Below are 11,537 nucleotides of genomic sequence, written 5' to 3'. Positions count from 1 at the left end.
TAAATTCCTTTACTTATCCTCCTCATCTTTATACTCTTCTTTCAACTTCTCAATTCCCTTATTTCTCAAATATCTCACCTGTGAAACAGTTTTATCACTATCAGCTGCTATTTCCTTATAGCTCTTCTCCATTAGGTAGTACTTGGCAATAACTTCTCTTTCTTCTGGAGCTAACTTCTCTAACTCAGTTCTAAGTTTTAATACTTCCTCATAAGCTATAACCTCATCTTCCAGTGTAAAATCATATTGCTCATTCCTATTCATTATATTTTCATCAGGCACTTCTCTGTAATGCTTTATCTTTCCCTTTAAAAGAGCATAAAAGTTTTTATCAATTGAATTTATAAAATAACCATTGTAGGATTTGCTACCAAGCTTGTACATATGTACTGCTTTTATAATTGAAAGATACCCATGCGGAACTAAATTTTGCTTTATATACTTGTAAAACTATACATTCAAAATCAACAATATAAAAAGAGCTTAACACCAAATTAGTGTCAGCCCTTTACATTTCAGCGAATGTAATATCTTATTCAAAAGTTTGCATTCATTTATTGTGTACAATATTTTGCAAATCTGTCTTAAACATTAGTTTCTTTTTAAAATATAATTTCCAACATGAAATCCATATCGTTCATAAAAAGGCAATGCTTCATCATTTGCATAAACTACATTAATTTCAATATTTGTTATTAACTTTGATTCAAACCAATTCAAAGCATTCTTCATAAGTTTATCACCTAATCTAAACTTACGATACTGATTTTCAATATATATAGATTCTATTTCTCCTAAATTATCTTCAATTGAACTTAAACAATACCCTATATAATTCCCAGTATCCTTATCTAAAAGTATATCAAGTTTTATAACACCTTTTTGTGCCTTTTCATAAATAGAGTCTATTCTTTTTTTAAAGGTAAATTTCCCATATTTATTCTTAAAATAAACTGATTTATCAAGATGAATGGAATTAAGTTGTTCCCATAATGGCTTTATAAGTTCAATTTCTGTTATGTCTTTCTCAACTATGCAGATATTCATAAAAAACCCCTCCATGTTTAATATATATTTCCTACACAATTTCTTTATATTATGAATTTATAATGCTAAAATACTTCTTTATAATCCCTTTATATTTTTAGCAAAGTTCTCCCTCTCTTCTTTACTTTGAAACAAATTAAACCAATCACATATTTCTATTGCAAAGTCAATAAAAGCTATCCCTTGAGCAATTATGATGTTCCCATCTCTTACTACTCTTTCTGAAACAAAGTTTTCTCTTGTGAAAGGATCTTTTTCTCCAAATACATCAATATGTTCTTGAGTCCATTGAAAAGCTGGGGTTGTGTACTTAACATTATGAAGAACACCTGCCTTTGCCAAAAATATTGTTCCTATACCACATATAGCACTTACTAGTTTTCCTTTTAAATTTAAATTATTAATTAATTCTATTAGTTCAGATTTGGTCTCACCATACCATCCACCTGGAATTATTAAACCTTCTATATCTTCATTTAATACATCAGTAATTAATCTTGATGTCAAGCTTTTTTACAATATTTTGCTATTGTAGCTTAATTATTAACTTGAATACTAGCTTTTTATATAATTATTTAAGAATGTTGTACTCTAATCATAATTTATATTATAATTGAGATGTTAATGTTCCTTGATTAAAAAGCATTTTCCACTTTCCATCATAACATTTCCATATAGAGCTACGAAGTGAATTATACCAATACCCGCAAATAATATCCATATAATAAATGGTAAAATCACAAAAGTTGAATTCATAGTTTCTACCCCCTATTTTAATTTGATCGTTACATACGATAAGAAAATTGGGTACTAATTAATTAAAGATTCTATAACTTCATTTTCCAACACACCACCATTGTGAATAATTGTTCTTGATGATGCAATGTTTTCTTTATCACAAGTAACAAGAACTTTTTCCATATTTATATCTTTACATTTTTCCAAAGCCAAGTTAAGCATTTCTTTTGCATATCCTTTTCTACGTTCAGATTTTCTTACACTATATCCAATATGTCCACCGAATTGAAGTAAATACTCATTTAGCCTATGACGGATGTCTATCATACCAATTACTCTCTGATCACAAAGTCTTATTGCTAAATATGTGGATGCTGGGACAAACCCAGTTCTCACAGTTTCTTCCTTTGAATTATCTATGAGCATAGAAAACCACTCTTCAAAACTGCTAGCTTTTTGTAATCCAGCAGTACCATCCATACTATCACCATTTGTTTCAAATTCATTTTTGTAATCCAAGATTTGTCTCTCATATTCTTTTGTTGGGAAAATTAATGCGATTTTTTCCATAACACCCTCCTTAAAGTTCACAAAATTCTTTATATATCTAATACTAAATCAATTTTATTCATTTTAGGATCTTTTACTTCTGGCTCAGTATTACAATACCATTTATACGCTAGTTCTACGCCTTTAAATAAATCAATTTTGGGCATATACAATCCGTCTTTTTTTGCTTTTTCTGTATCTAATAGATAAGTAACATTTCTAAAAGGAAAATATTCTCTTACACTTATATTTACTTTTTCACTATCCACTTTTTTTATATTTACTTTTCTATTCACTACTTTCATGGTTGTTTCAACTAACTGTTGCCATGTTAATATTTGAGGATGGGTTACATTATATGCTTGTCCTACTGTTTTCTCTGTATGTATAGCACTTTCAAATACTTTGACTAAATCACTTATATATATAAATTGTGTCTTTTCATTACCATTTGGTATAGGAACATCTAACCCCTTTTTTACCCTATCAAATAAATAAATTTCTCTATATAAATTATTCTCTTCTCCATATATATAGGTTGGTCTAAATATAGTTATAGGAAATTTTTCATTTTCCCATAATTCAAATAAATAATCTTCAGCTTTCTTTTTATCTAATCCATAGCTCCCCCAATTTACGTTTTCACCTCGAGTAAATTCTTCTGCAACTATCTCATCTGAAGGTATATATACTGAACCGGAACTGCAAAATATATACCTTTTTAAGTTCTCTTTATTTAAAATGGCAATTAATTTTTGCACATCATCCTTTACATATGCTGAAATATCAAAAATATAATCATATCTTTCATTTGCAATATTTACTTTTAAATCTTTAATCGATTTTCTATCACCTTTTAAGTGTTTTCTAATTCCAACATATTTAATAGGTTTAATTCCTCTCGTAAATATATCTACAGTATAACCTTTGGATATTAAATATTTTGTTAACGAACTGCTTACAAATTCAGTTCCCCCCATAACTAATATTTTCATACACTTTCCCCCTTTTAATTAACAATAATTTTTTATGTTATCCTTTATTTATTTTATTAAGCAATCATAATACAGTATAGTTTGAATTTCTCTGTGCATCTGCCATATATTACAATCTTGATTGCATAGAATTATAATCGTTGCATCAATATTTGGATAATATGAAAGCATTGCACCTTTTAAACTATTTATAATCTTGATTATATTCTGCAATTATGTATACCTTTATTTATTGAATATTGTTTGTAATTTTGCTTGTTTAGGTAAATTTTCTTTTAGAATAGTAATAACTTCTACATAACTTTTTCTTGTTGGTATTATTAATTCTTTTATATATCTTAATTGTTTTAAAATAATTGCAATAAAAAACAATGGAATAATAGTATTACTAAAATTCATATCTATAATAATCAACTTGAAAATCAATCTGAAATCCACACTTCTTATATAAATTAAAAGCTATTGGATTTTCTGAATCCACATCAAGTACTACTTTATCGAATTTTTTTAGCCCCTCATTCAATGCAAACCCAACCAGTTGCTTTCCAAATCCTTTCCCACGATATGGTCTAGCAATCCCCACACCATAAAGGAAAGTATCTCCTTCTTCATAATTAAAATCAAAAACGCCTACTGGAATGTCTTCTTTATAAGCTATATATCCCTTTCGGTTTTTAGAAAAAATTACAGTATCAATAAAATTACTGCTTTCCTCTAGGTCTGGAAAAGCATCTCGTGTAATTTCTGCAAATGTTTCCTTGTTTTGATTATTCACCTCAAAAAACTGTAAATCCTGATATTCTGGCAAAGTTTTCGAGCCATCATAAGACATCCTGTATTCTGAACGCTCCAATTTAGTACACTCAAAGTTTTTTATAACCTCAACACCACTTTTGCTTTTCGGTTCTATAACCAACAAAATTTTATTTATTCCTGCCAATAATAACGTTTCTTTAGCAGTCTGAAATAGTTTTTTAAAACATCCTTTTCCTCTGTGATCTGGATGTGTAACCGCTAATATTTCTGCTTCATAAGAAGTGGGCATAAAAGTAGTTAAAAAAGCAATCAACTCATCATTTTCATAGCCTATATAGAAGCACTGCAATGTCTTATCAAAGTTAATTTCATTTGATAAAAAAGCATAATTTTCTAAAGCATCTTCACAAAAAGCCACTGTTTCTAAATTTAAAATTTCAGTCATCTGATTTTCTGTTAATCTATTTGTTGTTTCTATTCTCATTTAAATTCCACCTCATAAAATGTAATAATCCTTAACTTAGCAGTATCTTTATATTACGTTATAACAGCCATAAGATAATAGTTATCTTATAAATTTACTACTCCTAATATTTACCATTTTTTTCTAAAGATCGAATAAGATTGATGTCTTAATACCACATATGGAGAAGCCACATTTTTTGTACATATCCTTGGCGGTATCGAAATGATCTGTTATTAAGTAGGCTATATCAACGTTTTCACTGAAAGATTCTTCTAACAATTTACGTACTACGGAAGTACCATAACCTTGATTTTGATATTCTTCAATTATATCAAAATCCTCAATCTTGGCGATGCCATCCTCTATTAAAAGTTCACATTTGCCTATAGGCACATCTCCTTTGTAACATACATAAAGATTTAAATTAGGATTGTTCTTGTACTCTTCCATCTTTCTTTTGATTCTTTTTCTAGCAAAATCTTCTCCCATAGCTGTTTTATTGGCTTGTATATCTACTAAGTTTCCATCACTTAGTATTTTAAAGGTATCTGCCTTTCGAACAAAGCAGTCATTCTTCATTTTCAATTTATTAAAATCTTTCGGTGTAATAGCCATGTAGCAGTACTCTGTAATCTCCGGCGCAGGAATCATCCCCTTTAAATCATGCCACTGAATACCATAATCCATCATGATATGCAGATACTCCTTATTCTCTCTCTGAACTTTTTCAAGTTTATTTTCAATAAAAATCCTTAATTCATCCTTCTTTATTAATTCTTTTAAAAAAATGAAATTATGCATGTACATATCAACCAATTTGCTATCTTTGAATGTAATGCTTTTCTGTTCTTCAATATAACCTGAAAAACATCTCACATATTTTAATTCGGTTTCTAATATTCTCTCATACAATTCTCCTTTCATAAGATAATTCTCCTTTAAACATCTAAATTATTTTGTTTAATTGTTGCGTATTATTCTACAATTTTGCTTTAACACATTATATTTTTCACGACGCATTTTCTTTATATTTTGAAACAAAATCCTATACTATTAAGTAATAGGAGGCTTTTCCTTTGGTTTAATCGATGGAACTATTATTAAAGAAATTACAATGAAACTATAGGAAGAATAATATTCCAAGATGTAAGACTAATTTCTGAATAATAGTGTTTAAAATAATATATTTCATTTAAAGCATTAATAATTAATGTTACTATTGGAGCAACAAAAACCTTCTTCGAAAATACTGACGCTACCACTCCACATCCAATAGTTATAAATGGAATAATTACTAATTGCATTAAAAAAGGGTCAATTGATTCTATAGATAACATAGTTAATTCCTCCTTACTATATCTAGTGTAGTCGCTTGTACACCGACTAATTTTACTTCTTCATATATGTAACATCTTACAATTTTATTGTGCCTCGTTACTATACACTAAAAAATACTGTAAATAGATGGTGATAATTATTGAATTCTAAAATAATATTATTTTAAATTTCTATATTCATCTTCAAGAATGCTCATATTGAGTAATGACCAGTATTGTCCATTTATTTTTCTACATTCTCTAAAATTTCCTTCAATAATAAATCCTGCTTTTTTATAACAAGCAATCGCAGATGCATTAAAATCAAATACTCCTAAATCAATCCTATGTAGATTTAATTCATTAAAGGTAATATCCAAAATAGCATTAATCATTTGCAATCCTATTCCTTTATTTCTATTTTCTTTTCCTCCTACAAGTACTCTGCCTATTCGAGCGGACATATTTACTCTGTCTATTCCTAACAACTGAATATGACCTACCGTTTCATTGCTTTCAATTAGTTTAGCACTAAACATTAAATTTGGGGAGTTTTGTTCCAACATCATGTTTACCTCATTTTGAAGTTGTTTTTCTAATAATTCAAATGTGTATGACGGCCCTGCCCATTGAAGTAAGAATTCTTTATTAGGAATCCACGAAATTAATTGTGGAATTTCTTCATAACTAAATCTTTCAAGTTTTATTACCATATTAAACGCCCTCCATCTAGATAACTGTTCACATTTTTCTACTGTTCTCTATCAGCCTCAAAACAATTATATCACTTTTATTACATGTTTTTATCAAATTACCTAATTTTTTACCACATACTGCATTCAAATCATTACCTCTTATACTCCACAGGCTTAGTTAATTTAATTACTTCTGCCAATGATATAAATATCACTAAAATACATATAGCAAGTATCACTTTCCCTATAGTTGTAAACATCAAGGTTTCATACCATGATTTATTTAGAAAGTACATCAGTGGTATATTTCCTATGAGAAGTATTGTCATGGTAATAAACTCTTTCATAGGTTCATATAAAAGATAATCCAGCTCTGCACTTACAATTCTCATATCTGAAAGCTTTACAACTATTGGTGTTAAGGTACTCTTTAAATTTTTATCATCTTGGCAAGCAATAACACCATTAACCCATTCTCTAAATACATCATTATCAATCTTAGTTTTTAGATTTTCTAATGCCATTTTCATATTAGAATTTATCAGCTTTGTTTGTGCAAGAAAGCTTTTAAATACATTAGCTACAGGTGGATTGATATATGTTATATTTTCATCCACTGCTGTAATTATACTTTCACTTCTTAGATAAGATGTTGTTATCACTGATAAGGCTGTTTCAAGCTCTGAATTCAACTGTTTCTTATAGAAAGTAGCTGTAAACTTAATATACCAAAATGGAAGTAGTGCAAAACCTCCTGCAAGTACTGGTATTAAGAAAAAGTTATTCATAGAAATGGCTACCATCACACCTAGAATAAATAAAGCAAAAGATAATACACAAAGGATTGAGAATTTCTCACTTTTATTGGTAGCTTCTAAAATATCCTTTATTTCTTCTATAAATAGCTTTAGTCCTTTTTGCTTTTTCTTCTTGGTAACTTCTATAACTTTAGCTTTAAGTGTTTTTTCTTTACTCTTAAATATTTTTGAAATAGCCTCTGCAAATTCTAATGGATTAATAGAAAAAAGTATAAAACTTCCTGCAACTAATCCTAAAAATGCTCTTATCTTAAGCAATGTCACTGCTATCACCTTCTTTCAACAAACTATCAAGGATATTTAAAGGCATACCATTTTCAAGAAGTCTTTTTTGCAAGCTCTTTGAAATGTTATTAACCCTTTCATAATTACCGATTATTTTTAGCTTTCCATCTACAACTTTATTTTCCTTGATGTTATAACGAAAAAGAGTGCGAATTTGCCTTTTACCATCGGGCAATATTTCACACTCTGTAATCTCCATAATCTTTCTTGAATTATCCTCTAACTTTTCCGAAAAAAACACAATAGGAAAAGCTTCTGTTACCAATGAATATAAGGTATCATCATTAATATCATATTTCATCTTGCATAAAGTAACCATACGAAAATATGTGGCTTCACATGAGTTTGCATGGGTTGTTGTAATAACTGCGTGTCCTGTCCTTGCTGCTTCTTGAGCTGAAAAGGATTCTTCTCCCTTCATCTCTGCCACACATATATAATCTGGATTAGATGTTAAAGCACTTTCAAGTAATTTTTCTTGGTCTATGTTTTGTTTTTTATCCTCACTATACCTTGTAACTGTATGAACTACACATCAAAGTTGTTTTTCCTGATGATGTAGCCCCTGTAACACACATACTTAAGCCATATCTTAAACAAATGCTTAGAAAATCAAGCATTTCTGCTGTGGCTGTCCCGTTATTTATAAAATCTTCTCTTTCTAGCTTTTGAGGATTAACAATACGGATAGAAACTGCAAGTCCTTTATCATGGTCTATTACTCCATTTCCAAAGACAGTAATTCTTATCTTATTTGATAAATGTCCTCTTACTACAGGTTGTGAATTATCAAGTATCATGCCTGACTTATGAAGCAATCGCCTAATAACATCAATTGTATGTTCCGGAGAATTGAACTTTTCTTCTGTAGGCAGTATTTGTCCATTTGTATAAGTAATTTTGATATCTCTCCACTGATTTATATTGATTTCCTCTACATCTTTTCTAAAAAGATATTTAGATATATAAGCTTTAATTTGCTCCCTCTGTTTTTCTGGATTACCTGATATTAGTATTGAGTATTTATTTGAAATGTACTCCTGTACCTCCTGTAATATATCAGGAAATTCTTTAATGTGTTGTCCTGAATTAAAAAATAGAGCAGCATTATTCATCACTTCTTGCCTCCCCTAAACCATGGTAAAGCTTTCCCTGAACTCTTTTTAACTTCAAAGCTTTCATCAAAAACTAAGGTAATTAAGTCTCTAATTATTGAATTATATTCTTCCTTTTCTTTTGATTTTAGTCCTTGAAAAAGCTCACCACATAAAAATTGTTCTGATATTTCTTCAAGATGCGGCAGCTCGTATTTTATATCATGATATTTTTCCTTTATCTGCTCTTTAGGCTCACTGTTCTTTACATCAGATAAAACTTTAATATGATTATCTACATCAAGTTTTCTATCAGCTAATAATGGCAAATAAGAATCAAAATATGATATAGCTTTTAAATTTGCATTTTTAAGCCTTATTACCTTATCAGCAATTTCAAGTGATTTTTTATCTGCCTTAGCATAAGGTAAAACTATCATAGATTGAGGACACAATGTATCACACATTACAATAATTACATAGATGCAATAATTGAAATAATATCTCCTGTCTCAAGCTTTCCTGATAATCCTGCAGCAAAACTTTTAGTAGAAATTGAGATAAAATGCGGTGCTTTTAGTAAACATATATATTATTCATTGAAACACCTCCATATAATAAGAAAAACACCTGACAAATGCCAAGTGTTAGTCTAACTATTAAATTTATTATCATTTTTTAGTAATGACATATAGTCTCTCTTTCCATGCAAAACACGTTGAATTGAAACTATATTATTTTCGTAAATATAAAAAATGAGATATTGCCCACATATAATATATCTGTATTTACTCTTTAATCTTATTTTGTACATTAACATCGTTCCTATCTCTGGGAAGTCCGCTAAACTTTCAATTTTTTCAATAATATCCTTAACGATTTTTGTAGCAGCTTCTACACTGTCTTCTGATATATATTTTTTTATCTCCTGCAAATCAGTACTTGCTACAGGGTTAATTCTGATTTTTACTCCCATTTCTAACCCCCCAAGCTAGCTTTTAAATCATCTAGAGTTTGCCATTCTTCTCCTGTTTTAATAGCTTCCTCTGCCTCATTTAGTTTTGCAAGAAGCTTTAAAATTGTTTGCTGTCTTTCATACTCTTCCATATCAATAAGAACATATTTCCCTCTTCCGTTTTTTGTAAGAAAAACAGGCTCTCCATTTTGACAATCCTTTAAAACTTCATTGTAATTACGCAAATCTGAAATTGGTTTTATATTTGGCATACATTTCACCTCTCGAAATATTGTTGATATTATTGTATGCTAATTTTACTTAAAATACAACACTAAATTTATCATCATTTTTCGAATTAACTATAATAACTTATTACCAATTCTTAATCTGCCATATACTTTCTGCAAGTACATAAAACATCACTGTATTCTTAGCCCTTTTCTTATACATAGCACTTTCATTCTCTGAAGCTCCTATTCTTATGAAACAATAAACTACTCTTAATACTGCACCTACTCTAATAAGCATTGTAAAAGCCTCTGCCATTTCTTTTACTAATTCCATTACTTTTTAAAACCGCCTTTCGCCATTTGCACTAAGCGTACAGATTGATAAACATTGCCCATAATCCCCGCTCCATGTCCACCTGATACAATGATAAATTCTTGTAAGAATCTTGGAGTTTTTATAGCTAGCATTAATGCTGCCACACCCCAAAACACATGAGTATTAAGCATTAAAGCTACTCCTACTTTTTGCTAGAACTATTTGTACTAATACTGCTAAAGTGGATTGAAAGAACTTCTGAATATATGTCCTGAATACTCCATTATCTGCATCTAATAATCCAACACAGGCTACTCTATGCGAAGTATTAATATCTCCATTCCTCTCATTAAAAATTGAAGATATAAAAGAAAAAAGCATATAAAAAATATCAGTGAAATAATGGCTGTAAATAGACCAGTACTTGATATTCCATTAATTATGGCTGTAAAGTCTGTTACCATGCCTTTACTTACTATCTTTATCAATTTACCTGTTAAATCTTCAACAATTCTACCTAACCAACTATATAAGGTTGGAAAACATACTGCTATTGCTAGTGCTTTAAAAAATCCTGTAAGCATAAGTATAGGATCTGCGTCTGCATCTCCTTCTGTCCAAAGAATATATTGTTCAAAGCCTTTCTTTAAAAATTTCAATACTATTAGTGAAACACCAAAACCAAAGAAAATATTAAATATTTCTGTTAGACCATTAGTGCCCAGCATTGTATCCATATATCTTTCTGCATATAAAGCAATAGGTACTAAGTCATTTAACAATGAATTTACATAGGTAAGGCAGCCACTTAATATTCCTGCAATCAAAATCACTAATAAGTATTCCATATCATCACCTACCAATATTTAAAGGGCTTAAGTTTTATATCCCTAAGCCCTTTAAATGGATTTATCCGATGACTAACAATTCTAATACTCCCACTTCTACAAATGGGAGATAAGAATTGTAAAGTCCCTGGATTCGTTCAACTAAAATTCAGTTGGAATAAAAACTCCATCTGAATTAAGTTTCACTTTATATGTAAGCGTAAAAAATTAAGTACCTAGAAAACACATCCTCCCATTGATAAACTTAAGTAAAAGATTATCAATGGGAGGTTTACTTATGTATAAAAAATTAGATAATTATGCCTGGGAGGAATATTTAAATAAATTTAACTCTATTAAAGATACAATAACAGTGAAAGATTTCTGTGCTGAAAATAACCTTAATAAAAGTCAATTTTATTACCATAAAAAAAGAGTAGAAAAAGT

At 29.4% G+C, this 11,537-nt stretch carries 20 protein-coding genes and 1 pseudogene; all 21 read right to left on the bottom strand.

Annotation, left to right across the window (positions count from 1 at the left end; genetic code table 11):
• Window positions 1-9 precede the first annotated feature (9 nt).
• Window positions 10-438, bottom strand: coding sequence for an RNA polymerase sigma factor (locus OIO11_RS04460; protein ID WP_268070189.1), 429 nt, complete (start codon window positions 436-438; stop codon window positions 10-12).
• A 153-nt stretch (window positions 439-591) separates the two neighbouring features.
• Window positions 592-1,047, bottom strand: coding sequence for a GNAT family N-acetyltransferase (locus tag OIO11_RS04455; protein WP_268070163.1), 456 nt, complete (start codon window positions 1,045-1,047; stop codon window positions 592-594).
• A 78-nt stretch (window positions 1,048-1,125) separates the two neighbouring features.
• Window positions 1,126-1,554 carry a DJ-1/PfpI family protein gene (locus tag OIO11_RS04450; RefSeq protein ID WP_268070162.1) on the bottom strand — a complete coding sequence of 143 codons (429 nt, stop codon included), beginning with the start codon at window positions 1,552-1,554 and terminating at the stop codon, window positions 1,126-1,128.
• 114 nt (window positions 1,555-1,668) lie between these two features.
• Window positions 1,669-1,803: a hypothetical protein gene (locus tag OIO11_RS04445; RefSeq protein ID WP_268070161.1), complete on the bottom strand. Its 135-nt coding sequence runs from the start codon at window positions 1,801-1,803 to the stop codon at window positions 1,669-1,671.
• Window positions 1,804-1,857: 54 nt separating this feature from the next.
• Complete coding sequence (locus OIO11_RS04440; protein ID WP_268070160.1) at window positions 1,858-2,355, bottom strand: GNAT family N-acetyltransferase; 498 nt, start codon at window positions 2,353-2,355, stop codon at window positions 1,858-1,860.
• Between the two features lie 29 nt (window positions 2,356-2,384).
• Complete coding sequence (locus OIO11_RS04435; RefSeq protein WP_268070159.1) at window positions 2,385-3,329, bottom strand: NAD-dependent epimerase/dehydratase family protein; 945 nt, start codon at window positions 3,327-3,329, stop codon at window positions 2,385-2,387.
• 225 nt (window positions 3,330-3,554) lie between these two features.
• The gene (locus tag OIO11_RS04430; protein ID WP_268070158.1) at window positions 3,555-3,728 is read right to left on the bottom strand and encodes a hypothetical protein; all 174 of its coding nucleotides are present in this window, start codon (window positions 3,726-3,728) and stop codon (window positions 3,555-3,557) included.
• Window positions 3,718-4,569 (bottom strand): GNAT family N-acetyltransferase, encoded by an 852-nt coding sequence (locus OIO11_RS04425; protein ID WP_268070157.1) that lies wholly within the window; start codon window positions 4,567-4,569, stop codon window positions 3,718-3,720. Before OIO11_RS04425 ends, OIO11_RS04430 begins: the two co-directional genes overlap by 11 nt.
• A 123-nt stretch (window positions 4,570-4,692) precedes the next feature.
• Complete coding sequence (locus OIO11_RS04420) at window positions 4,693-5,475, bottom strand: GNAT family N-acetyltransferase (RefSeq protein WP_268070156.1); 783 nt, start codon at window positions 5,473-5,475, stop codon at window positions 4,693-4,695.
• A gap of 185 nt (window positions 5,476-5,660) precedes the next feature.
• The gene (locus tag OIO11_RS04415; RefSeq protein WP_268070155.1) at window positions 5,661-5,888 is read right to left on the bottom strand and encodes a hypothetical protein; all 228 of its coding nucleotides are present in this window, start codon (window positions 5,886-5,888) and stop codon (window positions 5,661-5,663) included.
• Between the two features lie 158 nt (window positions 5,889-6,046).
• A complete protein-coding gene (locus OIO11_RS04410; RefSeq protein ID WP_268070154.1) occupies window positions 6,047-6,580 on the bottom strand; it encodes a GNAT family N-acetyltransferase in 534 nt (177 codons plus the stop codon).
• Window positions 6,581-6,714: 134 nt separating this feature from the next.
• Window positions 6,715-7,644 carry a type II secretion system F family protein gene (locus OIO11_RS04405; protein ID WP_268070153.1) on the bottom strand — a complete coding sequence of 310 codons (930 nt, stop codon included), beginning with the start codon at window positions 7,642-7,644 and terminating at the stop codon, window positions 6,715-6,717.
• Window positions 7,631-8,152, bottom strand: coding sequence for an ATPase, T2SS/T4P/T4SS family (locus tag OIO11_RS17205; RefSeq protein ID WP_442781222.1), 522 nt, complete (start codon window positions 8,150-8,152; stop codon window positions 7,631-7,633). Before OIO11_RS17205 ends, OIO11_RS04405 begins: the two co-directional genes overlap by 14 nt.
• A gap of 19 nt (window positions 8,153-8,171) precedes the next feature.
• Window positions 8,172-8,780, bottom strand: a complete 609-nt coding sequence (locus tag OIO11_RS17200) for a hypothetical protein (RefSeq protein ID WP_442781219.1) — start codon at window positions 8,778-8,780, stop codon at window positions 8,172-8,174.
• Window positions 8,780-9,226: a hypothetical protein gene (locus OIO11_RS04395; protein WP_268070152.1), complete on the bottom strand. Its 447-nt coding sequence runs from the start codon at window positions 9,224-9,226 to the stop codon at window positions 8,780-8,782. Before OIO11_RS04395 ends, OIO11_RS17200 begins: the two co-directional genes overlap by 1 nt.
• A 185-nt stretch (window positions 9,227-9,411) precedes the next feature.
• Entirely contained in the window at window positions 9,412-9,735 is a 324-nt protein-coding gene (locus tag OIO11_RS04390) for a type II toxin-antitoxin system RelE/ParE family toxin (RefSeq protein WP_268070151.1), read from the bottom strand.
• A gap of 2 nt (window positions 9,736-9,737) precedes the next feature.
• Complete coding sequence (locus OIO11_RS04385) at window positions 9,738-9,986, bottom strand: type II toxin-antitoxin system prevent-host-death family antitoxin (RefSeq protein WP_268070150.1); 249 nt, start codon at window positions 9,984-9,986, stop codon at window positions 9,738-9,740.
• A gap of 103 nt (window positions 9,987-10,089) precedes the next feature.
• Window positions 10,090-10,281: a mercury transporter gene (locus tag OIO11_RS04380; protein WP_268070149.1), complete on the bottom strand. Its 192-nt coding sequence runs from the start codon at window positions 10,279-10,281 to the stop codon at window positions 10,090-10,092.
• A pseudogene (locus tag OIO11_RS17130) lies at window positions 10,281-10,460 on the bottom strand (conjugal transfer protein TrbL family protein); the annotation flags it as partial. The pseudogene OIO11_RS17130 and the gene OIO11_RS04380, both read right to left, overlap by 1 nt.
• Entirely contained in the window at window positions 10,447-10,644 is a 198-nt protein-coding gene (locus tag OIO11_RS17125) for a conjugal transfer protein TrbL family protein (RefSeq protein WP_326497917.1), read from the bottom strand. The pseudogene OIO11_RS17130 and the gene OIO11_RS17125, both read right to left, overlap by 14 nt.
• Window positions 10,575-11,111 (bottom strand): conjugal transfer protein TrbL family protein, encoded by a 537-nt coding sequence (locus OIO11_RS17120; RefSeq protein WP_326497916.1) that lies wholly within the window; start codon window positions 11,109-11,111, stop codon window positions 10,575-10,577. The genes OIO11_RS17125 and OIO11_RS17120 overlap by 70 nt, the downstream gene beginning before the upstream one ends.
• Between the last annotated feature and the right edge of the window lie 426 nt (window positions 11,112-11,537).

Source organism: Clostridium sp. ZS2-4, assembly GCF_026719745.1.
Classification (GTDB): domain Bacteria; phylum Bacillota; class Clostridia; order Clostridiales; family Clostridiaceae; genus Clostridium_H.
Note: the sequence above shows the minus strand (reverse complement) of the source record. Positions and strands in the feature narration are given on the sequence as shown.

Bases quoted from the DNA above. Each gene is read 5' to 3' on its own strand.
- OIO11_RS04390 (WP_268070151.1), bottom strand. From the start codon at position 9,735: ATGGGAGTAAAAATCAGAATTAACCCTGTAGCAAGTACTGATTTGCAG.
- OIO11_RS04445 (WP_268070161.1), bottom strand. From the start codon at position 1,803: ATGAATTCAACTTTTGTGATTTTACCATTTATTATATGGATATTATTT.
- OIO11_RS17125 (WP_326497917.1), bottom strand. From the start codon at position 10,644: ATGCTTTTTTCTTTTATATCTTCAATTTTTAATGAGAGGAATGGAGAT.
- OIO11_RS04430 (WP_268070158.1), bottom strand. From the start codon at position 3,728: ATGAATTTTAGTAATACTATTATTCCATTGTTTTTTATTGCAATTATT.
- OIO11_RS04380 (WP_268070149.1), bottom strand. From the start codon at position 10,281: ATGGAATTAGTAAAAGAAATGGCAGAGGCTTTTACAATGCTTATTAGA.
- OIO11_RS17120 (WP_326497916.1), bottom strand. From the start codon at position 11,111: ATGGAATACTTATTAGTGATTTTGATTGCAGGAATATTAAGTGGCTGC.
- OIO11_RS04395 (WP_268070152.1), bottom strand. From the start codon at position 9,226: ATGTGTGATACATTGTGTCCTCAATCTATGATAGTTTTACCTTATGCT.
- OIO11_RS04385 (WP_268070150.1), bottom strand. From the start codon at position 9,986: ATGCCAAATATAAAACCAATTTCAGATTTGCGTAATTACAATGAAGTT.
- OIO11_RS04440 (WP_268070160.1), bottom strand. From the start codon at position 2,355: ATGGAAAAAATCGCATTAATTTTCCCAACAAAAGAATATGAGAGACAA.
- OIO11_RS04425 (WP_268070157.1), bottom strand. From the start codon at position 4,569: ATGAGAATAGAAACAACAAATAGATTAACAGAAAATCAGATGACTGAA.
- OIO11_RS17200 (WP_442781219.1), bottom strand. From the start codon at position 8,780: ATGAATAATGCTGCTCTATTTTTTAATTCAGGACAACACATTAAAGAA.
- OIO11_RS04415 (WP_268070155.1), bottom strand. From the start codon at position 5,888: ATGTTATCTATAGAATCAATTGACCCTTTTTTAATGCAATTAGTAATT.
- OIO11_RS04455 (WP_268070163.1), bottom strand. From the start codon at position 1,047: ATGAATATCTGCATAGTTGAGAAAGACATAACAGAAATTGAACTTATA.
- OIO11_RS04435 (WP_268070159.1), bottom strand. From the start codon at position 3,329: ATGAAAATATTAGTTATGGGGGGAACTGAATTTGTAAGCAGTTCGTTA.
- OIO11_RS04420 (WP_268070156.1), bottom strand. From the start codon at position 5,475: ATGAAAGGAGAATTGTATGAGAGAATATTAGAAACCGAATTAAAATAT.
- OIO11_RS04410 (WP_268070154.1), bottom strand. From the start codon at position 6,580: ATGGTAATAAAACTTGAAAGATTTAGTTATGAAGAAATTCCACAATTA.